This window comes from Fictibacillus terranigra, assembly GCF_030412265.1.
Taxonomy (GTDB): Bacteria; Bacillota; Bacilli; order Bacillales; family Fictibacillaceae; genus Fictibacillus_C; species Fictibacillus_C terrinigri.
In genome coordinates, this window is the sequence record NZ_JAUHLN010000003.1 from 192,816 (window position 1) to 215,116 (window position 22,301).

At 44.7% G+C, this 22,301-nt stretch carries 25 protein-coding genes and 1 riboswitch; of the genes, 7 read left to right on the plus strand and 18 right to left on the minus strand.

Annotation, left to right across the window (positions count from 1 at the left end; genetic code table 11):
- Positions 1–64: 64 nt before the first annotated feature.
- The 5 genes from QYF49_RS16125 to fdhF all read right to left on the minus strand — a co-directional run bounded on the left by QYF49_RS16125 (position 65) and on the right by fdhF (position 5,362).
- The gene (locus QYF49_RS16125) at positions 65–1,264 is read right to left on the minus strand and encodes a phosphoglycerate dehydrogenase (RefSeq protein WP_290400631.1); all 1,200 of its coding nucleotides are present in this window, start codon (positions 1,262–1,264) and stop codon (positions 65–67) included.
- A gap of 101 nt (positions 1,265–1,365) precedes the next feature.
- Positions 1,366–1,444, minus strand: a riboswitch (ZMP/ZTP riboswitch).
- 87 nt (positions 1,445–1,531) lie between these two features.
- The gene (locus tag QYF49_RS16130) at positions 1,532–1,654 is read right to left on the minus strand and encodes a hypothetical protein (RefSeq protein WP_290400632.1); all 123 of its coding nucleotides are present in this window, start codon (positions 1,652–1,654) and stop codon (positions 1,532–1,534) included.
- Positions 1,641–1,898 (minus strand): heavy-metal-associated domain-containing protein, encoded by a 258-nt coding sequence (locus QYF49_RS16135; protein ID WP_290400633.1) that lies wholly within the window; start codon positions 1,896–1,898, stop codon positions 1,641–1,643. The genes QYF49_RS16130 and QYF49_RS16135 overlap by 14 nt, the downstream gene beginning before the upstream one ends.
- A 16-nt stretch (positions 1,899–1,914) precedes the next feature.
- Positions 1,915–2,412: a helical membrane plugin domain-containing protein gene (locus QYF49_RS16140; protein ID WP_290400634.1), complete on the minus strand. Its 498-nt coding sequence runs from the start codon at positions 2,410–2,412 to the stop codon at positions 1,915–1,917.
- A complete protein-coding gene (gene fdhF, locus QYF49_RS16145) occupies positions 2,387–5,362 on the minus strand; it encodes a formate dehydrogenase subunit alpha (protein WP_290400635.1) in 2,976 nt (991 codons plus the stop codon). Before fdhF ends, QYF49_RS16140 begins: the two co-directional genes overlap by 26 nt.
- A 146-nt stretch (positions 5,363–5,508) precedes the next feature.
- Between fdhF and QYF49_RS16150 the strand changes: the two genes are divergently transcribed.
- The gene (locus QYF49_RS16150) at positions 5,509–5,727 is read left to right on the plus strand and encodes a hypothetical protein (protein WP_290400636.1); all 219 of its coding nucleotides are present in this window, start codon (positions 5,509–5,511) and stop codon (positions 5,725–5,727) included.
- Positions 5,728–5,823: 96 nt separating this feature from the next.
- Here QYF49_RS16150 and QYF49_RS16155 read toward each other — a convergent pair whose 3' ends face one another.
- Entirely contained in the window at positions 5,824–6,321 is a 498-nt protein-coding gene (locus tag QYF49_RS16155) for a metallophosphoesterase family protein (protein WP_290400637.1), read from the minus strand.
- Positions 6,322–6,522: 201 nt separating this feature from the next.
- Here QYF49_RS16155 and QYF49_RS16160 point away from each other — a divergent pair, with 201 nt between their 5' ends.
- Positions 6,523–7,911, plus strand: coding sequence for a peptide MFS transporter (locus QYF49_RS16160; RefSeq protein WP_290400638.1), 1,389 nt, complete (start codon positions 6,523–6,525; stop codon positions 7,909–7,911).
- A gap of 54 nt (positions 7,912–7,965) precedes the next feature.
- Here QYF49_RS16160 and QYF49_RS16165 read toward each other — a convergent pair whose 3' ends face one another.
- Positions 7,966–8,154: a hypothetical protein gene (locus QYF49_RS16165; RefSeq protein WP_290400639.1), complete on the minus strand. Its 189-nt coding sequence runs from the start codon at positions 8,152–8,154 to the stop codon at positions 7,966–7,968.
- Between the two features lie 106 nt (positions 8,155–8,260).
- Positions 8,261–9,172: an oxygen-dependent tRNA uridine(34) hydroxylase TrhO gene (gene trhO / locus QYF49_RS16170; RefSeq protein ID WP_290400640.1), complete on the minus strand. Its 912-nt coding sequence runs from the start codon at positions 9,170–9,172 to the stop codon at positions 8,261–8,263.
- 174 nt (positions 9,173–9,346) lie between these two features.
- Here trhO and QYF49_RS16175 point away from each other — a divergent pair, with 174 nt between their 5' ends.
- Positions 9,347–10,129, plus strand: a complete 783-nt coding sequence (locus QYF49_RS16175) for a LysM peptidoglycan-binding domain-containing protein (RefSeq protein WP_290400641.1) — start codon at positions 9,347–9,349, stop codon at positions 10,127–10,129.
- A gap of 70 nt (positions 10,130–10,199) precedes the next feature.
- Here QYF49_RS16175 and QYF49_RS16180 read toward each other — a convergent pair whose 3' ends face one another.
- The 5 genes from QYF49_RS16180 to QYF49_RS16200 form a co-directional block, all read right to left on the minus strand.
- Positions 10,200–10,670, minus strand: coding sequence for a hypothetical protein (locus QYF49_RS16180; protein WP_290400642.1), 471 nt, complete (start codon positions 10,668–10,670; stop codon positions 10,200–10,202).
- On the minus strand, positions 10,671–11,885 hold the full coding sequence (locus QYF49_RS16185) for a DEAD/DEAH box helicase (protein ID WP_290400643.1): 1,215 nt from the start codon (positions 11,883–11,885) through the stop codon (positions 10,671–10,673). It abuts the gene before it with no gap.
- Positions 11,886–11,888: 3 nt separating this feature from the next.
- Positions 11,889–12,416, minus strand: a complete 528-nt coding sequence (locus tag QYF49_RS16190; protein WP_290400644.1) for a hypothetical protein — start codon at positions 12,414–12,416, stop codon at positions 11,889–11,891.
- 161 nt (positions 12,417–12,577) lie between these two features.
- Entirely contained in the window at positions 12,578–12,931 is a 354-nt protein-coding gene (locus tag QYF49_RS16195) for a YppE family protein (RefSeq protein WP_290400645.1), read from the minus strand.
- Between the two features lie 65 nt (positions 12,932–12,996).
- Positions 12,997–13,506, minus strand: a complete 510-nt coding sequence (locus QYF49_RS16200) for a MerR family transcriptional regulator (protein ID WP_290400646.1) — start codon at positions 13,504–13,506, stop codon at positions 12,997–12,999.
- A gap of 192 nt (positions 13,507–13,698) precedes the next feature.
- On the opposite strand from QYF49_RS16200, the gene QYF49_RS16205 reads away from it, so the two are divergent.
- On the plus strand, positions 13,699–13,821 hold the full coding sequence (locus QYF49_RS16205) for a hypothetical protein (protein WP_255357569.1): 123 nt from the start codon (positions 13,699–13,701) through the stop codon (positions 13,819–13,821).
- A gap of 300 nt (positions 13,822–14,121) precedes the next feature.
- On the opposite strand, the gene QYF49_RS16210 is transcribed toward QYF49_RS16205, so the two are convergent.
- Positions 14,122–15,081 carry a DUF2515 family protein gene (locus tag QYF49_RS16210; RefSeq protein WP_290400647.1) on the minus strand — a complete coding sequence of 320 codons (960 nt, stop codon included), beginning with the start codon at positions 15,079–15,081 and terminating at the stop codon, positions 14,122–14,124.
- A gap of 112 nt (positions 15,082–15,193) precedes the next feature.
- Here QYF49_RS16210 and QYF49_RS16215 point away from each other — a divergent pair, with 112 nt between their 5' ends.
- From QYF49_RS16215 to QYF49_RS16225, 3 genes are all read left to right on the plus strand, one after another.
- Positions 15,194–15,442 (plus strand): glutaredoxin family protein, encoded by a 249-nt coding sequence (locus QYF49_RS16215; RefSeq protein ID WP_290400648.1) that lies wholly within the window; start codon positions 15,194–15,196, stop codon positions 15,440–15,442.
- Positions 15,443–15,530: 88 nt separating this feature from the next.
- Entirely contained in the window at positions 15,531–16,139 is a 609-nt protein-coding gene (gene recU / locus QYF49_RS16220) for a Holliday junction resolvase RecU (protein ID WP_290400649.1), read from the plus strand.
- An 85-nt stretch (positions 16,140–16,224) separates the two neighbouring features.
- Positions 16,225–18,891, plus strand: coding sequence for a transglycosylase domain-containing protein (locus QYF49_RS16225; RefSeq protein ID WP_290400650.1), 2,667 nt, complete (start codon positions 16,225–16,227; stop codon positions 18,889–18,891).
- Positions 18,892–18,941: 50 nt separating this feature from the next.
- On the opposite strand, the gene QYF49_RS16230 is transcribed toward QYF49_RS16225, so the two are convergent.
- From QYF49_RS16230 to QYF49_RS16245, 4 genes are all read right to left on the minus strand, one after another.
- Positions 18,942–20,210 (minus strand): glycosyl hydrolase family 18 protein, encoded by a 1,269-nt coding sequence (locus QYF49_RS16230; protein ID WP_290400651.1) that lies wholly within the window; start codon positions 20,208–20,210, stop codon positions 18,942–18,944.
- Between the two features lie 62 nt (positions 20,211–20,272).
- Positions 20,273–20,743 (minus strand): YpoC family protein, encoded by a 471-nt coding sequence (locus tag QYF49_RS16235; protein WP_290400652.1) that lies wholly within the window; start codon positions 20,741–20,743, stop codon positions 20,273–20,275.
- On the minus strand, positions 20,727–21,413 hold the full coding sequence (gene nth / locus QYF49_RS16240) for an endonuclease III (RefSeq protein WP_290400958.1): 687 nt from the start codon (positions 21,411–21,413) through the stop codon (positions 20,727–20,729). Before nth ends, QYF49_RS16235 begins: the two co-directional genes overlap by 17 nt.
- A gap of 58 nt (positions 21,414–21,471) precedes the next feature.
- Positions 21,472–22,191, minus strand: coding sequence for a DnaD domain-containing protein (locus QYF49_RS16245; RefSeq protein WP_290400959.1), 720 nt, complete (start codon positions 22,189–22,191; stop codon positions 21,472–21,474).
- Between the last annotated feature and the right edge of the window lie 110 nt (positions 22,192–22,301).

Below are 22,301 nucleotides of genomic sequence, written 5' to 3' on the forward strand. Positions count from 1 at the left end.
CAATACTTAACATGTAAAAAGCCTCAATCCCTTAACGGAATTGAGGCTTTTGCGTATCCAGCCATTAAATCACACGAGTGGTAATGATGCCGTCAATTTGTTTAATCTTGTCTTCTAACCCGGGAATCACATCACCGTTAACTTTATTATCAATATCGATCATTGTATAGGCATATCCACCGCGGCTTCGGTTCACCATGTCCGCGATGTTCATATGGTAGCTGGATACGGCCTGCGTGATCTGCCCTACCATATTGGGAATGTTTTCGTGAAATGCTGCCACACGGAGTTTACCTGTATAGGGTAAAGAAGCATTTGGAAAGTTCACTGAGTTTTTAATGTTGCCTGTTTCCAAGAACTCCTTCACCTGACGAGTCGCCATGATGGCGCAGTTTTCTTCCGATTCTTTTGTTGATGCGCCAAGATGTGGGATCGGCACTGTATTTTTCATCTTCAGAACGTTTTCATTCGGAAAATCTGTGATGTATTGGCCGACAGTTCCGCTCTCAAGTGCCGCCTCCATATCATCTTCATTGACCAGCTCTCCGCGAGAGAAATTCAGAATATGGACGCCAGCCTTCATGACACTAAAGGCTTTCTCGTTAAACATGCCTTTTGTATCAGGTGTTAAAGGCACATGAACCGTAATATAATCGGATTCAGCAAATAACTGTTCAAGCGTCATGGCACGCTGTACATTGCGGGACAGATTCCAGGCGGTATCCACTGAGATGAAGGGATCAAATCCAATGACATCCATTTCCAAATCCAATGCATCATTCGCGACTAATGCACCGATTGCTCCCAAGCCAATAACCCCAAGCGTTTTTCCTTTAATTTCTTTTCCAACAAACTGTTTTTTTCCGGCTTCTACAAGTTTTGGTATTTGTTCGCCTTCCCCTTGTAATGATTTCGTCCAGGCCACGCCGGCAAAAAGGTTTCGGGATGAAGCCATCAACGTCGTAAGAACCATTTCTTTTACTGCATTTGCGTTCGCACCCGGCGTATTAAAAACGACGATTCCTCGTTCGGTGCACTGATCAACCGGAATATTATTCACTCCCGCACCGGCCCGTGCGATGGCTTTTAGCTGATCGCCAAATGTGATCGAATGCATGTTAAAGCTGCGGACAACGATGGCTTCCGGATTTTCATTATCATTGTCAATGATGTAATCGCCCTTGCTGAATACCTTTAACCCGCTTTCAGCAATGTTATTTAACGTTTTGATGGTTCTGCCTTTTTCTAATGTAGTTGTCGTCATTATGTTCTCTCTCCTCTTTTATGATGGTTTCTCTTCATCCAAAACAAAGAACTCGTTCACAATCTCTAATAAACAGAAAAGAGGTAAGGGAACTAACTCCTTACCTCTGCCCAGGCGAACGGCTGCGACACTATGTGCTCCCTCACGGTGATCCGTGTTTCGCCAGTTACACATAGCCTTTTGATTTTTTTCATTTTATCAGAATTTTCAGTGGCCATCAACCACTATTTTAAACTTTATTTACAATGCACTCTTTGATAATGGATGTCATAAATGGTCGAGCTTGCGTTCCTTTTGACAATCCTCACAAACATGGAGGATTTTAGGTGAACTATCGGTCTGGTCGTTATTCTGGCTTTCTTCAACACCGCAGATTTCACATTTCTTCATCCTGTACCTCCTCTCTCATCCCCTCGTATGCATCAATTTCTTCAACCGAATATCCTCTTTCATGGATCGCTTGAATGAAATCTTCATAGGACGCCATTTTCTTATCGAAGCTGATACTTGCTTCTCCCCGTTCGTGGTTGATGTGGAACGGCCCTATGCCCCATACATGCTGAAGGGCTTGAGAAATCTTATCTGCATCCTGCTCGTTTTTACAATCTTTGATCTTAATCATTCTTGTTTCCATGACTAGCTACCCCCTCCTATTTTTTATTTGTTGGGACATTTGCCATCCCTTCGCCCATACCTTGCATAAAATCCATCATCATCGATATAGTCGCTCTCGTATCTGGATTTCTCATGGCCTTTCCCATTTGCCAAAGACTTTGATTTTCCTTTTTGCCAACAGATTCCGATGCTCTCTCAAGTCCTTTCGTAATCCCAAATAGCATGGTACGCAATTGCTCCGGATCGATCGTTCCTAAGAAATTGAAAGTGTTGATTCCATTTTTTATGGTCTTGTGCATCTCAGGCTTATTGATTTGCTGAATCGCAATTACGCCTACGTCATTTCGTTTCTCGATTAGTGCTGAAATGGTATCCAGCGCACCCATTTCATGAAGGTTTTTTACGATTCCGATCATGGTCAGGATCGCATCACTATTGTTTGCGATTTCTTTTACAATCGAAGCAACAGCGCTTGCCTGCTCTTCTTCTTGGTTATGGTTCTTCTTTTTAATTTGCTTGATCGCTTTGGCCATATTCATCCCCCCTAAAAAGATCCTGTATAGGTGTAAAATCATCCCGTTTCCATTTTTCTTCCACCCTGACACTGATTTGGGGAATGCGGTTGCCAAAACGGTGGTTGACTTCAGGAAGTGGTGGTTCTCCCTTCAATTCCAGCACCTCCATCTTCACATCCATTTCCTTAAACGCAGGGGTATGTGTCACCTTGTCATGGTAGCTGCTCGTTAATTTGTTGACGGCTTCATTGTCTTCCCGAGTGTTCATTGTCAAATAAAGCTCATTCCCTTTGACTCGGTCGGTAATGATTGCGCGCACTTCAACATTTCCATAGGGTGATGTCAGGCTTACTAATGATCCATCTTCAATATTGCGTTCTTGAGCAAGCTCCAGAGAGATTTCAACCCAAGGGTGCGGGACTTTATGAGTGAGGCCTTCTGATTTATATGTCATGTTGCCTTCATGGAAATGTTCGAGCAAACGGCCGTTATTTAAAAACAGGTCATATTCTTCTCCAGGCTGGAAGGGCTCAGTCCAGTCAACGGCCACTAGTTTTGCTTTGCCATCAGGAAAACCAAATCTTTCCTCGAATAATAGCGGAGTATCAGTCCCATCCGCCGTCACCGGCCATAGCTGGCTATTCCAGCCTTCGAGCCGTTCATAGCTCACACCTGAGAACAATTTCGCAAGACTGGCAGCTTCCTTCATGATTTCACCCGGGTGAGTGTAGGCCCACTTTGCACCCATCAGATTGGCGAGATCCCGGAATATTTCCCAATCAGGCTTTGATTGTCCAAGCGGTTCAAACACTTTATAAAAACGCTGAATACGGCGTTCCGTATTTACGAACGTGCCGTCCTTTTCAAGGCTTGGCGCCGCCGGAAGTACAACGTCTGCAAACTGTGCAGTTTTACTGAAAAAAATATCCTGCACCACAAAAAAGTCCAGCTTCTCAAGGCATGAATCTACATAGTTTGAATTAGAATCCACCAATGCCATATCCTCACCAAACAAATACAGCGCCTTGAGTTCTCCCTTATGAATTCCCTCTACCATTTGGTGATTATCATATCCCGGCTCCTCTGGCAATGACACGCCCCACGCTTTTTCGTACCGTTCGCGCACCTCCCGATCCTGTACGGGCTCGTAGCCAGGGAACCAAGCGGGCATCGTTCCAAAGTCACAAGCGCCTTGCACATTGTTATGTCCCCTAAGCGGATACGCCCCTGTACCTGTTTTTCCATAGTTGCCCGTGATTAATAGAAGGTTCGAAATCGCTGTGCTTGTGTCGGTCGCGCCCATATGCTGGGTTACGCCCATAGCCCATAGAGCACAGACGGATTTAGCCTCATGGATCATCGCAGCGATTTGAATCATTTCATCTTTCGTTAGCCCTGTACGCTCCTCAGCGTACTCTAACGTGAATTTTTCCAAGGATGTGAGATAATCATCCAGCCCGTTCACTCGGTTTTCCAAGAACTCTTTGTCTTGCCACCCTTGATCAAGGATGTACTTTGTAACGGCGGATATCCAAATGAGATCTGTGCCCGGCTTTGGATGGAGATGAACATCGGCCCGTTCTGCGAGTTCATTCTTTCTTAGATCAGCCACAATCAGCTTTTGCCCATGCAGCTTGTGCGCTCTCTTAATCCTTGTTGAGAGGACAGGGTGAGACTCAGCGGGATTGGCTCCTACAACGATCACAAGTTCAGCAGCCGCAATATCCTTAATCGTACCCGCATCACCGCCGATGCCAACAGTCCTCATCAAACCGGCTGTGGCCGGAGACTGGCAGTAACGAGAGCAGTTATCCACATTGTTGGTCCCCATCACGGCACGAGCAAATTTTTGAAAAAGATAATTCTCTTCATTTGAGCACTTGGAGGAGGCGATGTAGCCTATGGAATTTGCGCCATGCTGATCCTTGATCTCTGTCAGCTTGCCTGCGATGAGGTTCAATGCTTCTTCCCACGTCGCTTCAACAAATTCTTCTCCCTTACGGATTAAAGGATGTGTCAGCCGTTCTTCGCTGTTCACAAAATCCCAGCCCCATTTACCTTTTACACAGGTTGAGATGCCATTAACAGGAGCTTCTTCAGTCGGTTCAATTTTTAAAATCTCCCTGCCTTTTGTCCATACTTCAAAGCTGCAGCCCACTCCGCAGTAAGTACAAACCGTTTTTGTCCTCTTGATCCGGGCTTTCCTCATGGCTGCTTCCATTTCGGAAATAGCGAAGATTTCTTTGTATCCTGGTTCAACTTCTTTCGTGAGATCGATCATGGGCCCAAGCATATTGGCAGGGATTCCCGTGAGATATCCTGCTTCTCCAAGCATTGATTTTTCCATCAGTGCGTTGCATGGACAAACGTTCACGCAGTGTCCGCAGGAAACGCAGGAAGATTCATCAATGGGTACATCATTATCCCAGATCACACGCGGTGCTTCCCGTTCCCAATCGATGGTCAGCGTCTCATTCACTTGCAAATCCTGGCACGCTTCCACACATCGGCCGCACAAAATACACTGATCCGGTTCGTACCGGTAAAAAGGATGAGAATTGTCTGGCGGATATGGCTTTGCTTCGAATTTGTATTTTTGATGCTCGATCTCCAAATATTCCGCTGTATTATGAACGACACAGTTTCCATTGTTATTATCACAAACCGTGCAATACAGCTCATGGTTCTTCAAAATACGCGACATGGCCTCATACTGGGCATCCTTCACCATTTTGGATAAAGTATCTACTTCCATTCCTGGCTCAGCTTTTGTAGCACAAGCTCTTACCAGTTCGCCTTTAACCTGAACAAAACAGGTATCGCAAGTTTGGATGGTTCCTAGATTAGGATGATAGCAAATACTCGGTATTTCGTAATCCTGAGATTTAGCCACTTCCAAAATGGTTTGTCCCTGTATAGCGTCAAAGTCTTTCCCGTTGATCTTGATTGGGAATTTTTGATTGTCCATTAAACGATTTACCTCATTTCATAGTTTGTTCTGCCTCAACATCATTTCCAAAAATGAATAAATTAATAAATTTTTATGCCAGCTGAATATGAAATGTACAGAATGGAAATCTTTCTTATAAATAGGAATGAGAAGGAGTGTTGAAAATGGAGAAAGAAGCTTTATTTTTACATATCAGGTCAATGATTGTTTCCTCAACAAAAGTTCCAAAATGGATGGCGGTCTCCACCGTTAAGGTTGCCGATTTGTATGGTGTAAACCCCATCGAGGTCGAAGAAAGCCTCAATGCCTTGGTAGATGAAGGGCGGCTTAAGAGAGAGAAATTGCAGAATCCTCCCCATTACGAAGTTTATTTGCTGCCATAAGGTTGCTGGACAGTTAATGGTTGCACTGACCAAGTTGTCCAATCCAATTATTTGAAAAAGCGGTTTGATCAGAGTAAACTTAAATAGTTAATAATATTAATTTTTATCACTATAAAATACATGCTGAGCATGCAATACTTGATCTATTGTGATGATTCCATGAGAAAAATATTTTTCTCTTCGTTTGTCGGTGGGCGAGCCCGGGTTAAACATGAGGACGCCGTTCCTATGATATAGCTTCGGAATATGAGAATGGCCAAAGATAATGCAGTCCACGCTTTCATCCGAAAACGCTGAGATTGCTCTTTTTTCTGTGGTTTGTCTTTTTCCGTGTCCGTGAACAACTCCAAATGTAAATCCTTTAAAATCAAACATTATTTTTTCACTAAGAATGTCTTTCAGCTCCGGATCATCCACGTTTCCGGTCACACCTTTGACGGGTGCATAGAATTGAAGCTGACTGAACAATTCGGGAGTTTCCCAATCGCCGGCATGGACAATGAGATCAGCCGTTTTCAGGTCGGCAAGGAGCCTTCCCGGCAATTTTTTAGACTTTTTAGGCATATGGGTATCATAAATCACGACAATTCTCATAAAATTTTTCTCCTGATTTTTCTAATTTAGTTGTTCTTTCATAGGTCTTAATCACTAGTTTAATCAACGAAAACGCTTTCTGTTTTAATATTCGAAGTTTTCATAATTAATTTATAATAGTTTTTTCCTATAATTTTTGTTGACTACTAAATATTTAGTAAATTAAAATATTTATAGATTAAATAAATTGGAGGCATCAAGATGGAAGCAACAGTTAAAGTGGAGCAAGACGTTCAGCTCCAAACTAAGAAGAAACATCCACCTGGACTTTATTTGCTCTTCTTCACAGAAATGTGGGAGAGGTTCAGCTATTATGGCATGAGAGCCATTCTTGTCCTTTATTTGACTAAATCGCTCATCAGCGGCGGATTAGGAATGAATGAAACACTTGCACTTAGCATTTATGGATTCTTCACCGGTGCTGTTTATTTTACTCCTTTGATCGGCGGTTATTTATCCGACCGTTTTCTTGGCAGAAGGCTCGCCATTACGCTCGGCGGCGTTACCATGGCGCTCGGTAACCTGGTATTGTTCGCAAATCAAAGTAAACCGGCGTTTTACATTGGACTTGCCTTGCTGATTATCGGTAATGGATTCTTTAAACCAAATATCTCAACTCTTGTCGGTGAATTGTATCCGATGAACGATTCTCGCAAAGATGCCGCCTTTACCATTTTCTATATGGGTATCAACATCGGAGCATTCTTCTCCCCATTAGTTGTAGGATTCCTTGCTGAAGACTATTTCAAAACGACGGTCAATGGTGTCGAGCATTTCGGATTTAAATTTGGATTCTTGGCGGCAGCCATCGGAATGATCATCGGACAGCTGTTGTTCAACCTTCTTGGCAATAAATTCTTGGGGGACATCGGCAAAAAGCCAGTCGGTGTTTCACAAGATACCATCAGTGCAGCAGAGAAAAAGAAGCCTCTGACGAAAGCTGAAAAGAGCCGAATTAAAGTCATCTTCATCCTTACATTCTTTGTTATTTTCTTCATGGCTGGTTTTGAACAGGCCGGAAGTTCGTTAACTCTTTATACAGATAAGTTTATTGATCGAACCGTATTCGGCTGGACCGTGCCAACTTCCTGGTTCCAATCATTGAATCCATTGTTCATCGTAATCTTTGCTCCAATCCTTTCTGTATTATGGGTAAAATTATCAAAATCAAAACGCGGAGACCTGCCGACTCCCGCGAAGATGGCAACAGGTATGATTTTACTTGGCCTCGGATTTGCAGTTCTTGTTCCTGCCCTATTACAAACTGGAACGGATGCATCCTCAGCCGTAAAAGCAAACATGATCTTCATGGTACTGACTTATTTCCTTCATACGATTGGAGAACTTTGCCTCCAGCCGGTAGGTTTATCCATGGTCAGCAAACTCGCACCAGTGAAACTAGCTTCGCTGTTGATGGGTGTTTGGCTTGCCGGTTCTGGATTTGCAAACATCCTTGCTGGACAATTGGCATCTACCACTGAATCTTTAGGATACTTTGAAGTATTCATCCTTATCGGCGGAGCAACCATTTTCCTTGGCCTTGTACTGCTTGGCCTTTCCAGGAAGCTTGTGAAAATGTCAGCTGAATAAATAACGGAACACACAAACAGGCAGCCTGAGCGGCTGCCTGTTTTTTCATGCGTTCTACTGTTGTTTTTTTTGAAGTTCCAACTCTTTCATTCTTGCTTCCGCCATTTCAGCCTTCTTCAGCTCTTTCTCGTGAAAATGCTTCAGAATTTTAACGGTCATCCATGCCAATATCACAAACACGATAAAGATGAAGACTGCGGGCAGGAGTTCCAGCTTGTTTTCGGGGAATTCCACATCAATCATTGAAACACACCTTCCTTGATGGCTCTTCCTGTATTATACACCTATTAAAAATGTCATACAGTGAAAAAAGCATCCTCTTTAAATAAAAGGATGCTTATAATGGGAGTTAAGCCTCCACTTCGCTATTTTCTTTTACATAACGATTATCTTTATGACCCCGGCAGTGGGCACTGCATGATCGTTTATGTTCATGCTCACAATCTTCACACATTAAAAGGTGTTTGTTGCACTCAGGGTTGCCGCATTTCACATAGCGTTCTTGAGGGTTGCGGCAGTGATAGCATCTGCCCACAACTTTTTCTGTTCCAGCCCTGTTGACCGGTACAGAGATACGCTCATCAAAAACGTAGCATTTCCCATCCCAAAGGTCTCCCTTTACGTCTTCATCATAGCCATACGAAATGATACCTCCCTCCAACTGGGAGACATCCTGAAAACCTTCTTTTATTAAAAAGCCTGAAAACTTCTCACAGCGTATGCCTCCCGTACAATAAGTGAGAACTTTCTTGTCTTTAAACTGGCTGAAGTTTTCCCTGATCCATTCCGGAAGGTCTCTGAAAGTCTCTACATCAGGGCGTATGGCGCCCTTAAAATGGCCAAGGTCATATTCGTACGTATTTCTTGCATCAAGGATCACCACATCCTCCTGCTGCATGGCTTTGTAAAATTCCTTCGGTGCCAAATGTTTGCCCGTCAGCTCGTTTGGATTTACATCATCTTCCAAATTTAAATTAACAATCTCTCGTTTCAGTTTAACTTTCATTTTTTTAAAGGCGTCGCCTTGTGATTGTTCAATCTTAAACACCATATCATTAAACCGGCTGTCATTTTTCATGTGTTCTATATATCGGCCCGTTTGTTCCGTCGTCCCGGATACCGTACCGTTTATCCCCTCATGGGCAATCAGGATTCTTCCTTTTAGTCCTATCGATTTACAGAATTCAAGATGCTCAGCAGCGAACTGCTCATGGTCCTGAATCGTGATGTATTTATAAAACAGCAGCACTTGGTAACTCATTCTTCTTTCACTCCATTACTCCATCAGCATAGTTTCAACTCAACTATCATAACAAATTTTTCTCCAAAAAGGCCGATTCTATCACGAAAACGATTTCCCTTTGATTCCCAGTTGTTTTCGTTTCCATGATGTGTGAATATTTGAATAGTGAGAATCATTTCATAAGGAGGAACCATGTTTTTTAAAACGGCCGCATTAAGTCTTACCGCTTTTCTGAGTATGACGACTGCCGCGTTTGCAGCGAGTCCTTATACTGCAAAGCCGGGAGATTCCATCTATAAAATTGCTCGAACGCATCAGACAAGCGTTAAAACTATAATGAATATGAATTTGCTTCACCAAACCATGATCCTGCCCGGACAAGTCCTTTATGTCCCTGATCACTCATCATTATACAACGTCCGCTATGGAGATACACTCTATACGATCTCTAAAAAATATGGACTAAGCCTGCAATCGCTGCTCCTGGAAAATCCGCAAGTGCGAAATGCCAGCCTGCTTTATCCGGGGCAAATCATCGAACTTCCTTCGAGCCAAACTACTGCCGGACAAACTGCCACGCAGAAGCCTGTGGCCCCTGAGACTGGCCTAAGCGCTAACGCTAAGGAAGTAGCAAGCCTCGTTAACCAGGAACGGAACAAGCAAGGGCTCTCTCCGCTTACACTCAATACGAAACTCAGCAATGTTGCCAAGATCAAAGCAAAAGATATGGTCGAACACAATTATTTCTCCCATACGTCACCGACCTACGGTTCACCTTTTGACATGATGAGAACGTTCGGCATCTCCTATTCGGCTGCCGGAGAAAATATCGCAGAAGGGCAGCGTTCCCCACAGCAAGTCATGCAGGACTGGATGAACAGCCCTGGGCACCGTCAAAACATTTTAAGCAGCAATTATAGCCAGATTGGAGTCGGGTACTATGAGGGTGCCTGGGTCCAAATGTTTATTCGATAATTTTAAAACATGATTCTCACAAAAAAGTCCAGTACTGTTTAACCAGGACTGGACCTTTCATTTCATCTTCTTAAGCGACACCTGCGTTCTCCATGCGGGCGGAGACGGCTTCATAATGGTGCTCCAAAGAAATTCTTTTAATTTTGTTGAAGAACTTCTCCGGCACCTCTCTCACGAGCGCCCTTGCGATTTTCCATGCCTGAACTTCAACAAGCAGTTCAATCTTTCTTTTTTTCAGTTCATCTTCCGTGTCGTCATACAGCTCCACGAGCTTTTGCAAGTAAGGATCTGTTGCGTGGCCTGCCTCATGGGCAAAGATGACTAAAGCATACTCCAGCAGAACATCCTCTTCAGGAAACATCCATCGGGACTGCGATTGGATTTCTTCCAGAAATAACGTGATCGAATGGTCCCCTGCATTGTATTTCCCCCCAATATTGCGGTTCAAAGGGCACTTGGCTTCAATGTGAACATCTATCGATAAGTTAAAACGTTCCAGTATTTCATTAATTTTTTGAATCAGGTTTTTATTCTCCAGCAATTATTTCCCCTTCTTCTTTGTAAAATTACGCTGGGGCGCTGACTTTGTTGGCGGTCTTTTTTTGTTTGTTTTTTGCTGTGAATCTTGGGAAGAAGGAACAAGCTGATCTCTTCTAAAGGTCACTTTTTGAGGATAGACGTTCATTTTTTTCGCCCATTTCAAAAGGACGTTTTCCTCTCTTTCTGTAACCAGAGAGATAATCGTTCCTTCTTGCCCCATCCTGCCTGTTCTTCCTGAACGGTGAATGTATTGTTTTTCTGAATCTGCGAGGTCAAAATGTATAACGTGTGTTAGTCCGCTAATATCGAGCCCGCGCGCAGCAAGGTCAGTGGAAAGAAGCAATGCGTGATCACTTGCACGGAATTCTCTCATCACTTTTTGCCGCTCTTGTTTTGATGCCTGTCCTGAAATTACCCCTACGGTAATCCCACGGTAAGCCATTTTTGCAGCAATTTCTTCAAGCCGCATGCTGTCACCAAAGAAAACAATAGCCTTCATCGCCGAATGGTGTCGAATGATGCGCCTGAGATTATCTATTTTATCACGTCTCTCAGAAATAAGGTAAAGATTTTGCACTCTATTTGCTGCCGCCGTATCTCTTTCAACTTTTATAAAAAGAGGCTGGTTCATCCATTCCTTCGCAACCTCTTCTGATTTCTTTGAAATGGTCGCTGAAACGAACACCAGCTGCCGATCCTTCATCGTTCCTTTAACAATATTCTGCACCTCGTCCATTAATTCCATATCGTAAACAACATCTGCTTCATCGACGACTATCGTTTTCACCTCATGAAGTTTCAGCTTTTTACTTTTATAAAGCTCGAGAATTCTTCCGGGTGTTCCAATGATATACTGAGGCTTCTTCTTTAATTTATCAATCTGGCGCTGTACATTTACTCCGCCGATCAGAGTTGTCCCAGAAATCCCGCTGCCTTGGGCATACTCCTGAAAAACAGTGTGGATCTGCATGACGAGTTCTTTCGTAGGAGCGATGATCACGGCCTGAACCGATGCGGAATTACTGTCTATACTTTCCAGAACCGGAAGACAGTACGCCAACGTCTTTCCTGTCCCCGTGGGAGATTCTACGATCAAGTCTTTTTTTCCAAGCATGCTCGGCAGCATCTGCTCCTGAACAGGCGTCAATGCCTCAAACGCCGCTTTTTCCCAATTCTCCTGCAGGAATGGCTGCAGATCCTTCAATGGTGTCGTCATTGTTTAGTTTTCCCCTTTATTGAAAATTTGTTCATAGGATGCCATCATACGATCAAGGTATTCCTCCAGCTGTCCGCTGTTCTCATCATGTAATTTATGATTGAGCAGTACGAGGACTTCGTTACTATAGCTTCCTCTTGGCATTCCATAAATATAGGAAACCTTTTGAGAAATTTCACCGATCGGCTTCCAGATCGTGCGCAAAATTTCTCCGATCTCCGAGCATTCCCGTTCAATATCCTGTACCGTCAAATAAAAGGTCACTGAAAAACGGCAACCTGTATTCTCTGTCTCTCTTTCCATTATTTCATCGGCAAGGTCCTCTAGACCTGCTTTTAGTTCAACTTTTGCCTTTAAGCCCCGCGCATTGTTTTCTTTCAATAATACTTCGAGGCTGTATGTTCGGCTGAGTGCTGCAAGGTCTACGATGTCACTCCGGTTCGTTACTTTCAATTGGCCGTCAAAATCAAGGTCATAAACCATACCTTCAAGGATTATTTTTAAGTTTTCATAAATCGTGGGATCAAACATTTAAGTACCTTCCTTGCTTTATAGTCTTATATTACGGTACGTGAAATTATTATCAGGTCTGGTTGAATACATTTTATTGTACCCGCTCCCACCAAGAAAACGCTACTCATTTCCTGCAGCTAAAGAGACAAATAAAAAAAGACGGCGTGGTCTTCCGTCTTTTACGAATGCAGCCGATCCAGCATGGTACTCAGGACGTAATCAATGGATTTGACCATCTCGGTGAACCGTTTCTCCCTTGTATCCGGCTGAAAGGCAAATACCGCAACAAATTGTAAGTTATCAAACGTGTCATTAATCTGATTAACATGAATATATTTCGGCCTATTGTCCTCCACCCATGGCAGTGATAAGCTTTTCCATTCTTCAGCCATTGCGCGGATCTTGTCGGTAAACGGCTTAACCTCACCATAAAAGTCTACTTCATAGCCTTCTTTTTTTGTTTTTTCGATATATTGATCAAAAGCTTCACGATTCACATGTAAAAGCTCTCTCGTTAACTGATTTAAGCGCAAACCTTATTCACCCCTGACTCTTCTATCCTACCAAAAGAATGGATAGATTGCACGAGGCAGTTGCACTACAGGGTGAAAAGACTGACGAGCCAATTCCGTCTCGGTTTTTTGTACTCTGCCGTTTCTTCGGGTCCCTGCGGCATCTTCAGCAGCTTGACTTCAATGTCTTCAATCTTTTCTTCTATTTTGATCAATCGCTTCATCATGTCATCCATCTCTGTCGCATGCTGAAGAACTTGATAGGATAATACGTCGTCAGCCTTTTCTTCGATCTTTTTTTCCAGCTTTTCAATCTGTGTCATCAGGCTCTCGAACCGTTCATCAAATTTCCCCGCCTTTACAGGTGCCTCTGGAGATTTTACTTGAGCTGCGATCTGAATATCGTTCATGAGAAGCCCGGCGTCCAGCTGCTTCTTGATCTCACGCAGGTCTTCAATGTCTTGCTCAGAGAACAGATAATGCCCATGGTCATTTTTTTGGCAGGTAAGGTTGAAGTGCTTCACCCAGCGCTGAATGGTTGTTGGATTCACACCAAGTTCTTCCGAAACCGTTTTTGTTTTAAACACCATTTCCATTTCTAATTCCCTCCCCGTTTTCTTATACAGTAGTAATTCCGTCCCTTTTTTTGATTCCCTTCAGAGGTGACAAAACTAGAAGCAATTCGGCAAAGAATGTGGTTTTCTTTAAAAAAATCCTCCTTTCGACACTATCTATCCTGTATGAAACAGGACTTCCTGCCTAACACTACTGACAGGAGGTGATCGAATATGGAGAAACACGAAAACAGCCTGGAGCAGGAGCAGGAAAAGATGACAAACGCCCCTGAACAGGAAAAAGAAACCGGACACGGTGACAAGAAGCTGGAGGGCCCGAATTATCCAGCTACATAAAAAGAAAAGCTGAAGCGCCTGGTCATAGACGAAAGCTGGTGGAACTTTCACATAACGACACGCTCTTTGTGTTGAGATGTGAAAGTGAAGCAGCCGAGAAGTGATGATAGTAGAACGATCTTTCATCCTTTCTAGGCGCTGAAGCTGGACCAAGAAAAGCTGCAGCCGGCGTTTAGAGCCGATAGACATTGGAGCGCTTGATCACACAACACACGCTCGGTTCTGTTAAGGTGAGCAAGCGAAATGCGCGAACAACAGGAATGAATCAAAAGGTGATCCGTGACACGGATCACCTTTTTCTTATCGGTCATTCTTATCGCTGAACAGCATCTCTTCCAGAAGGATTCCGATCTGCAGCTCCAGCTCTTTTTTATGGTACCAATCCGTCAGCTTGGACTTCTCAGGAATAGAGAACCTGCTGTAATAGGTTTCCAGGTGGGCTGCGTGTTGACTCCAGTCCTGCAATGGTGGCCGGCCGTGGTGGATGAGGGGATAGGTCAGCCTTAACAGCTGTGGAACCCTATTACGGTTTGGATATACATACTGCTCATAATCGCTCCTCGAACCGGTATGCGGTGTTAAATAGGCAAAATCATGAAAGAGGATCTTATAGGGGGATTGAAACAGCAGCCAAGCCAGCCTTCTTCCAAGCAGGATGCGGTTCTTAATGCGGCGGAAGCCATGAACGGAAAAACCGTAAACATCACCCTCTCTTGTCGGAATCAAGACCGTGCTGAAATGAAGCCAATTTTGCAGACGGTAAGGCAAGGAAAGAAAAACTCTCCTTCGGTACACCGGATGTTCGATGACCGGCTTTTGAATCAGATGCTGTTCATTGATGATCAGTGATGTCCATAGCCTCTCTTCATCCCCTTCCGACCAGAAACGCTTCCACTCTTTTTGCATAAAAGCCGATACATTCAGCTCAGACAGAAGCGAGAAGAGGGGGATGCCAGCCTCCTTGCTTTTTTCATAAAGAAGAAGCTGAGGATAGGCATCAGAGAAGATTAGCCAGTTCGCCCGCTCATACGTTAAAAAAAGCAGTTTACGGTATTGTGGAGCAATGGATCTATTCATCCATTCTCCTTCAAGGTCACACATATTGTAACCTGCATTTCTTGATACGATGGATGCCAAAAAGGACCACTTGATCTCGGGATGTTTTTCATAATACCGCTGATAGAATACGGTACGTGAAATATTATCCCGGTTCCCTTTTTCCGTTTTCCACTGAATTTCCCGGATCAGTTCCTGGCTCACCCTGTCCCCTCCTTTTTCTTCTTATCGTTCTACCGCAGCTGCTAAAATATTTGTAAGGTTTATAGAAAAACGGTAAAATAAAAAGATCATGATGAGGTTTGGAGGCGCCAGTATGGAGCAAAGGGTGATCATTTATACACAGGAAACATGCCCGCCATGCTTTGCTGAAAAAGAATGGCTAAAATCAAATAACATTCCATTTGAGGAAAGAGATATCCGAAAGAATCCCCAATATATGAATGAAATCATCGGTCTTGGAGCAAGTGCTACTCCCGTTACCGTGATAACAAAGGATGGTTCTCAGGAGGTCGTCATGGGCTTCAGGCAGGAGGAACTGCGGACCCTTCTTGCGATCGATTAAACTAATACGGCCGCTCACTAATAAACTATGCCAGCACTTGCCGCTCGCATAGTTTTTCTTATGTATTCAATATGAAGGATGTGAAACGATGCCTCCCATTAATTATCCGAATGGAAAAAAGCAGGCGGTTCCCGTTAAGAAGGGCGCTCCTAATGCCAAAAACACCATTTCCTACGGCAATCGGGGCATGACGCTTGAAGAAGATCTGAATAAAAGCAATGAGTACTATCTAGAAACCGGCAGAGCCGTCATTCATAAAAAACCCACCCCCGTTCAGATTGTTAATGTCGAATATCCAAAACGTTCGGCGGCTGTCATAAAAGAAGCTTACTTTAAACTCGCTTCAACGACAGATTACAACGGGGTATACCGGGGCAGGTACATTGATTTTGAAGCGAAGGAATCGAAGAACAAGACCTCTTTTCCGCTTCGCAACTTTCATGAACATCAAATTCAGCACATGGAAGCGATCATGAATCACGGCGGCATCTCCTTCGTTATCCTGCGCTTCTCCATGCTGAACGAGATCTATCTGCTTGACGCATCCCATTTGATCTCTTTCTGGAACGAACAGCAAAGCGGCAGGAAATCCATTCCAAAAAAAGATATCGAAACGCTCGGGTCCCTTGTACCGCCGGGTTTTATTCCCAGAATTGACTATTTGAAAGTTATTGATAAAATGTACTTCAAACAGTAGCAGGCAAGGTCAAGTTCATAAATAATACGCGATTGACGAATAATCATAATGTACAATGCAGTAAGTGAAAGGTTGGTACAAATACATGTCTAATGAATACCGCAGCAGGCAGGAACGCAGACAGGCTTCGGGAGGAGACAGTAATCCTCCCAAGAAGAAAAGGGGGTTCCCGTTCTTTAAAGTTATTATCTCATTCTTGATTATCATGTTCCTTATTGGGACAGTGACAGTCGGGGTCATCATGGCACAATCCCCAAAACTCGACCCTGAAAAACTTAAGACCCCTTTATCTTCTCAAATCTATGATAAAGACGGAAAAAGAGTCAGCTCACTCTTTTCTGAAGAGAACCGGGTTAAAGCAGGAATCGCGGATATTCCGCCCAATGTACGAGATGCATTCGTAGCGGTTGAAGATGTTCGCTTCTATAAGCACCCGGGTGTTGACGTACGCCGGATATTTGGTGCGGCACTTGCCAACCTAACGGGTGGCTTTGGTTCTGAAGGGGGGAGCACAATCACCCAGCAGGTCGTCAAAAATACGATTCTCACCAATCAAAAATCACTGACGCGTAAAATTCAAGAGGCGTACCTGGCGATCAAACTAGAACAGAAGTACTCCAAGGAACAAATCCTTGAGATGTACTTGAATAAAATTTACTTTGGCCACGGTGCCTATGGGATTGGAACGGCCGCTAAAACCTATTTTGATGCGGACAAATTGGATCAGCTAAAGCTTCATCAAGTAGCCCTGCTCGCTGGACTTCCAAAAGCGCCGAGCAACTATGATCCTCTCACGCATCCACAAGAAGCGGAACAGCGTCGAAACGTAGTTCTCGGACAGATGCAAAAGTACGGCTTCATTACGAAAGCCGAAGCGAATAAGGCAAAAGCTACTCCTGTAACAGATGGCTTACGAAAAGGAAAGCTTCAGGAAACACGGGTTCACGAAGCTTATCTTCAGCAAGTGATCAAAGACCTTCATAAAATGAAAGGCATGGATGATGTTGATGTCTTTGCAGATGGGCTGAAAATTTACACGAACATGGATACAAATGCTCAGGAAGCAACGGAGGACGTGCTGCAGAACGCCTCGTTCCTGCGCAACGAAAATAAAAAACTGCAGTCCGGCATCGCGATTGTGGATACGAAGACCGGCGGCATACGGGCGATTGGAAGCGGACGCGATGAGAACCTGATGAGCGCCTACTATGCTTCAGGAAATCCAAGGCAGCCGGGATCTACGATCAAACCGATCCTTGACTACGGCCCTGCGATCGACAACATGAAGTGGGATACCGGGCACATTTTGAAAGATACACCGATTACCATCAATGGCGCGACTATCAATAACTTCAATAATGAACAATTTGGAGATGTAACGATGCGCAAGGCTCTCGAAAAATCGGAGAATACACCTGCCGTCCGAACGTTCCTTGAAGTTGGCGAAAGCAAAGCAGTCGATTTCGCCAATAAGCTGGGTATCAAGATTGACTCTGCACCTCCAGCTTATGCGATCGGCGGATTCCAAAAAGGGATCACTCCACTGAACCTTGCGGGCGCCTATGCCGCCTTTGGTAATGAAGGCGTCTATACCGAGCCGACAACGATCCGGAAGATTGAGTTCCCTAACGGACAGGTTGTAAAACCAGAGACAAAGCCAATCGCTGCGATGAAGGATTATACTGCTTATATGATCACCGATATGCTGAAAGGCGTCATGAGAAGCGGTACAGGAATGATGGCGAACGTCCCAGGCCTTAATATTGCCGGTAAAACGGGAACGACCAACCTTCCTAAGGAAATCCGGGATCAGTACGGCATCCCTAAGAGCGCAACGAACGATGCGTGGATGGCTGGATATACAACCTCCTATTCCGCGGCTGTTTGGACCGGTTACAACAAATATAAAGATGAAGGCGGCGTTCACTATCTCGATACGAAACAAAAAAACTATTCCAAGTTAATCTTTAAAGAAGTGATGAGCCGCTTAAATCACAGCAACACTGACTTCAAGAAACCGAACTCTGTAGTAGATGTAACACTTGAAAAAGGAACACATAAAAAAGCAAGCGAATTTACACCAGATGATCAAAAAACGACCGAATTGTTTGTTCGCGGAACGGAACCTACCGAAGTTTCCAACAAATATGAGAAACCAGCTTCAATTGAAGGCCTGACTGCCAAGTACGATGATAAGAGCAAATCCATTGATGTCAAATGGAAATACAAAGGCGGCAAGGGCAAAACGGTCTATAAGGTAGCAGCTAGCGTTGACGGCACACCAGCTGCTGAACAGACGATCAACGACACGAAATTCACCGTACCAAACGCTGAACCCGGCAGGACGTATACGTTCGTGGTCACCGCGGTCGAAACCGATACAGGGAAAGAGAGCGATCCTGCTCATACATCGGTTACCATACCAGATGAACAACAGCCGCCTGCCGAAGGACAGAATCCTGATCAGGGGAATAATCCGGGTCAAGGAAACAACCCTGATCAAGGTAATCAACCAGGACAAGGACAGGAAGGCACAAACCCTGGAGACAACACCAATCCTGGTCAGGGTAATAACGAAGGCAACAACGGCCAGCCTGATCATGGCGGCCAGCAAGGAGGCACAACTGAGCCTCAGACTCCCCCAGGACAAGGACAGCAGGAGCAGCAGCAAAAACAGCAACAAAGAAAGCAAGAGCAGAAACAGCAGCAAGAGCAAGGCGGTTTCCCTTCTCTTCCTGATTTAAATCAATAATGTAAGCAACAAAACAGGCTATCGCCGGGATCATCGGCGATGGCCTGTTTTTATTGAAACCTGATCATATATCGGTCCTCCAAGTAATTCCACAACCCCGGGTAATCAAAAGCAAGGTTCCAAAAGCTTGCTCCACCAAGGCGATATTCATCGATCAGATCAAATTTTGCTTTCATGCTGCGGTAATCTTCAAACCAAACCTTATGCTGCTTCTTCTCTTTATCCCAGTAAACAAAATACGGAGCCTGAACGTCTTTTGCATACTGAATCGCTGTTTTTCTCTTTCGTGCCAGCTGAACGGCCTGAACCGGACTGAGAGCTTTAGCCTGTGGGCCCCCCTGGACGAAAGGAAGTTTCCAGTCGTAGCCATAGAGGTTGATACCCATCAATATCTTGCTCCGCGGTATAGTGTTCACGGCATAATCAAGCACCTTTTTCACCTCATTCAGGGGACTGACCGGAAGAGGGGGACCACCGCTGTATCCCCATTCATAGGTCATGAGAATAACATAATCAACAGTCTGTCCATGTGCTTTGTAATCATGTCCTTCATACCAGACACCTTTTTGTTTTTCTTTGATCTTCGGTGCAAGAGCGCTAGTTGCAACATATCCTTCCTTGTGCATGCGGTCAGTAATATTCCGAAGAAACCGGTTATACCGCTCTCTATTTTTGCGGCCAATATATTCAAAGTCAACATTGACGCCGACGTATCCTTTTTCTTTCATGATCCGGACGGTGTTCTCAATGACTTTATTACTAGTGTCAGGGTTCTTCAATACCGCTGTCGCCAGTTCCTGGCTGAAGCCTCCATCTTTGATCGTCGTGATCGATATCAGCGGCCTGACGTTCTCGTTTTTAATCTCCCGCAAAAATGCAGCATCATCCAGTGGCTTTAAGTCACCGTTTTCACTTACTTCATAGCTGAAAAGTGAAATATAGCTTAATGCTTTGGCCGCTTTTTTAAAGTTTTCTTTTGCCCTGTCGGATGGTTCAGAAAATGCATTTACTGTCAATGTACGTTTCCTTTTTTGCGGAACATTCAGTGTCTGCCCTCCGGTTAACGGCTGATCATCTACACCGGGATTCGCCTGTTTGAGCTCAAATAAGGCGACACCAAGTTTTGAAGCGACCTTCTCAATGGTGTCCCCTTTTTTTACTTTATAGACGAATGGTGCAGGTATGAGCAGTGTCTGACCTACAGTCAGAACATCTTGGGGTCCAAGGGCATTGACGGAAGCGATCTCTTGCCAGGGCAGGTTGTAAAACTGAGAGATCTTATAGAGCGAGTCTCCTTTTTGAACAACATGAATCTGCATAGCTCCCCCTCCTACACGTTCTCATGAATTAGTCTATGTAGGAAGAATTTGTCCGTATTCCGTTATGCTCTTCGCCTATGAGACGCAAACTTTTTCTTCAGTTCAAGGAACATCTCATTCAGCTGGATAAACGATTGGTAATGGTCTGGCTGAGAGAAGACCATCGCGAGGCGTTCTTCTGAATTCACCGGCTTGACTGCCAATTTCCCCACCGCTTCCTTCCACCCTAAAAGGTTTCCGGCAGCCTCCCCGTTGCACCACATCAAAGCCTGCAGAAAGCAGCTTAGCTGGAAGATCATCGGCTTCCTTGCTTCTGTGCGGTTTCTTTCAGAAAAGAATGCTCTAATCGTCTGGCTTTTTGTTTCCCACTGCTCAAACTTCGAATCAATTCTTCCGTTCTCAAGGGGGGAACTCTCCCTGCCATTATAAAAAAGGAGCTCCTCCAAAAAGGGAACATCCGCCCCTTCCTCTTCCTGCTGCTCCTTTTCGCAGAAAAATAGAGGATGTCTCATCGGTTCAGGAATGTTTAGCATCGGATCGCGTAACGGCTTTCTTTGCTTTTAACTTCATACGCTTCTGGCCTTCGCGGCATAGTTCAAGGAGCGGGCACTCGGGGCATTTGGGGCTTTGGGCTTTACAATGGTACCTTCCAAAAAAAATGAGCCTGTGGTGGGTGACGCCCCACTCCTCTTTAGGCACTTTTTTCATGAGCGTCTCTTCTACCTGCAGGACGGAATCCTTCCACTTGCAGATGCCAAGCCGCTTGCTCACCCGTTCAACATGGGTATCGACCGCTATAGCCGGCAGGCCGAACGCAACGGATACAACGACGTTTGCTGTCTTTCGGCCAACTCCCGGAAGCTTTGTAAGCTCATCCCTGTCCTCCGGCACCTTCCCGCTGTATTCGTTTAAAAGCAGCTCACACAGCTTTTGTATATTTTTCGCTTTATTGCGGTAAAGACCGATTGAACGGATATCATCCTGCAGTTCTTCCAATGGGACCTTCAGATAGTCCTCGGGCGTTTTATATTTTTCGAAGAGGCCCGGCGTGACTTTATTCACCAGTGCATCGGTACATTGGGCAGACAGTAGTACAGCGATGGTTAATTCAAAGGGATTGCTGTGGTTCAATTCGCAATGTGCATCGGGGAACATCGTACCAATGGTCTCCAAGCAGTATGCGATCTGTGATTTATTTAGCATCATAACCTCCAAACTCTTGCTTACAGCATACATAGAAAAGTAGACGAGGTTCACTCGTCTACGATTGCTCAAGCCAGTTATAAACAGGAACCGAGAACTGATTGCGGCTCTCACCTTGCTCCGCCGACCGTGATGGGCCCCGGGTCTGCCTTGCTCTGAACTTCTCCCCGTAAGATCTGGCCTGTTCAGGTGTCTGTATATTGTTTTTCTTCCATTCAAAAAGGATGCGGTCGATATACCGGAAGTTCAGCTTGCCGCTGATCACCGCTTCTTTCAATGCAGAAATAATCAATGGCGGCGAGTGCCGGTCCTGATCGATCCATATTTTTAGCGTCTCACATTCCATTGGAGAAAGCGGCCTCGCAAATTCACGCTCAAAAATGCTGTAGACGTCCTCTTCCTCTTTTTGTTTTTGCTGCTGATCCTGCCTCGCTTCATGGCTTGAAAGCAAGGAAAGCAGCTTTTCCCAAAGCGGATTCAACGAATAGGCTTCGTAATACATGCCTTTTTCACCGTCTTCATATTGGTCGATCTCCAGAAGCCCCTGCTGGATGAAGCCCCTTAGGAGCCCCATGCACCTCGCAGATGAGATGCTCATCCTGCCGGACAGCTCTTCCGGGGTCGGAAACGGGTTTCCGGACTCTATAAATGTATGGACATGAAGAAGCAGCATGCACTCTTCATCCTGAAGTCCAATGGCACGGTAGTGCTTGAACAAAACGTGGGGTATAGAAACCGTGCCTTCAGACAGCCATTTAAGAAACAATGCCTTTTCCATCATAACACCCCTCCTCCATCAGTATACCACGAGAAACTGTGCTTCCTGCAATCATGATGAAAATCGTGACAGACCTGAAGCGGATACCGGATGGATAGAAAAATAGTGAA

Coding starts and splice junctions, on each gene's coding strand:
- QYF49_RS16125 (WP_290400631.1), bottom strand. CDS start 1,264: ATGACGACAACTACATTAGAAAAAGGCAGAACCATCAAAACGTTAAAT.
- QYF49_RS16130 (WP_290400632.1), bottom strand. CDS start 1,654: ATGAAGAAATGTGAAATCTGCGGTGTTGAAGAAAGCCAGAATAACGAC.
- QYF49_RS16135 (WP_290400633.1), bottom strand. CDS start 1,898: ATGGAAACAAGAATGATTAAGATCAAAGATTGTAAAAACGAGCAGGAT.
- QYF49_RS16140 (WP_290400634.1), bottom strand. CDS start 2,412: ATGGCCAAAGCGATCAAGCAAATTAAAAAGAAGAACCATAACCAAGAA.
- fdhF (WP_290400635.1), bottom strand. CDS start 5,362: ATGGACAATCAAAAATTCCCAATCAAGATCAACGGGAAAGACTTTGAC.
- QYF49_RS16150 (WP_290400636.1), top strand. CDS start 5,509: ATGGAGAAAGAAGCTTTATTTTTACATATCAGGTCAATGATTGTTTCC.
- QYF49_RS16155 (WP_290400637.1), bottom strand. CDS start 6,321: ATGAGAATTGTCGTGATTTATGATACCCATATGCCTAAAAAGTCTAAA.
- QYF49_RS16160 (WP_290400638.1), top strand. CDS start 6,523: ATGGAAGCAACAGTTAAAGTGGAGCAAGACGTTCAGCTCCAAACTAAG.
- QYF49_RS16165 (WP_290400639.1), bottom strand. CDS start 8,154: ATGATTGATGTGGAATTCCCCGAAAACAAGCTGGAACTCCTGCCCGCA.
- trhO (WP_290400640.1), bottom strand. CDS start 9,172: ATGAGTTACCAAGTGCTGCTGTTTTATAAATACATCACGATTCAGGAC.
- QYF49_RS16175 (WP_290400641.1), top strand. CDS start 9,347: ATGTTTTTTAAAACGGCCGCATTAAGTCTTACCGCTTTTCTGAGTATG.
- QYF49_RS16185 (WP_290400643.1), bottom strand. CDS start 11,885: ATGACGACACCATTGAAGGATCTGCAGCCATTCCTGCAGGAGAATTGG.
- QYF49_RS16190 (WP_290400644.1), bottom strand. CDS start 12,416: ATGTTTGATCCCACGATTTATGAAAACTTAAAAATAATCCTTGAAGGT.
- QYF49_RS16200 (WP_290400646.1), bottom strand. CDS start 13,506: ATGGAAATGGTGTTTAAAACAAAAACGGTTTCGGAAGAACTTGGTGTG.
- QYF49_RS16205 (WP_255357569.1), top strand. CDS start 13,699: ATGGAGAAACACGAAAACAGCCTGGAGCAGGAGCAGGAAAAGATGACA.
- QYF49_RS16215 (WP_290400648.1), top strand. CDS start 15,194: ATGGAGCAAAGGGTGATCATTTATACACAGGAAACATGCCCGCCATGC.
- recU (WP_290400649.1), top strand. CDS start 15,531: ATGCCTCCCATTAATTATCCGAATGGAAAAAAGCAGGCGGTTCCCGTT.
- QYF49_RS16225 (WP_290400650.1), top strand. CDS start 16,225: ATGTCTAATGAATACCGCAGCAGGCAGGAACGCAGACAGGCTTCGGGA.
- QYF49_RS16230 (WP_290400651.1), bottom strand. CDS start 20,210: ATGCAGATTCATGTTGTTCAAAAAGGAGACTCGCTCTATAAGATCTCT.
- QYF49_RS16235 (WP_290400652.1), bottom strand. CDS start 20,743: ATGCTAAACATTCCTGAACCGATGAGACATCCTCTATTTTTCTGCGAA.
- nth (WP_290400958.1), bottom strand. CDS start 21,413: ATGCTAAATAAATCACAGATCGCATACTGCTTGGAGACCATTGGTACG.
- QYF49_RS16245 (WP_290400959.1), bottom strand. CDS start 22,191: ATGGAAAAGGCATTGTTTCTTAAATGGCTGTCTGAAGGCACGGTTTCT.